Genomic DNA, 399 nt, shown 5'->3' with positions numbered 1-399 from the left:
CGTATGAGCATGCCGTGTCGTATGTGCGCACTGCTGTCGTGAACAAGGCTAGGAGCCGTCAGCCGGCCGAGCGGGATGCCACCCCACCCGAAACTCCTGAGGACCTGGCTTATTGGTGCCTGAGGGGTCTGCTGGCCCGTCAGCGCGAGGTGCTCGTTCTCAAGTTGGCTACGCCAGACCTCTCCGACGACGACATCGCTGAGACCCTTGGCATGAGCGTCAGCGCAGTGCGCAATAACGAAGCCAAGGGCCTTATTGCCATTGGAGAGAGACTGCGTCCGGGATCGCAAACGTATCCGGGCCACGCCGTCCCCCGAGTCGAAGCAGTCGTGCGTTCTGCGTTAGAAACCTTCGCGGAGTCGATCCATCCGATGTCGCGTTATGACGCCATCATATCCC

1 protein-coding gene is annotated in these 399 nt (G+C 60.9%); it reads left to right on the top strand.

All coding sequences use genetic code 11. The annotated features are described in order from the left end of the window. Nucleotides 1-14 precede the first annotated feature (14 nt). Nucleotides 15-399 (top strand): hypothetical protein (locus tag G8O24_RS47330; RefSeq protein WP_210324925.1); only part of this gene is annotated, 385 nt, incomplete at its 3' end.

This window comes from Bradyrhizobium campsiandrae (genome assembly GCF_014529705.1).
GTDB classification, from domain to species: domain Bacteria; phylum Pseudomonadota; class Alphaproteobacteria; order Rhizobiales; family Xanthobacteraceae; genus Bradyrhizobium; species Bradyrhizobium campsiandrae.
This window is presented reverse-complemented; position numbering and strand designations above follow the sequence as displayed.